Consider the following 380-nt stretch of genomic DNA (forward strand, 5'->3'; position numbering starts at 1 on the left):
ACCTAGGGTAAAAATGGCAGTTTTAAGGCACTGCCAATGATGACATTGGAGACCAGAGTGGAGATTAGTGTTTTACACCGTCAGGGCATGTCGATACGCGCCATCGCGCGCCAGCTTTCATGCTCTCGTGAGACCGTTCGCAGATATATTCGTAGCCCGCTGCCCGTAGCGGATATGCGCTACAAGCCTCGCGCACCCAGACCCTGCAAGCTTGACCCGTTCAAGACCTATATCCTTGAGCGCGTGGCCGCTGCCAGGCCCCTCTGGATACCCGCCAGTGTGCTGCTGCGCGAGATCCGTCAGCGTGGTTACGAGGGTGGTTACAGCATGCTGACCGCTTTCCTGCACCCCATTAAGCAGCCCGTCACTGAAGAGGTAAC

Annotated in this window: 1 protein-coding gene; it reads left to right on the forward strand. The window is 56.8% G+C overall.

The window, feature by feature from the left end:
* Positions 1-36: 36 nt before the first annotated feature.
* On the forward strand, positions 37-380 hold a 344-nt coding region (locus ASV53_RS24875), incomplete at its 3' end, for a helix-turn-helix domain-containing protein (RefSeq protein ID WP_141226363.1).

The sequence above is a fragment of the Photobacterium sanguinicancri genome (assembly GCF_002265265.1).
Lineage (GTDB): Bacteria > Pseudomonadota > Gammaproteobacteria > Enterobacterales > Vibrionaceae > Photobacterium > Photobacterium sanguinicancri.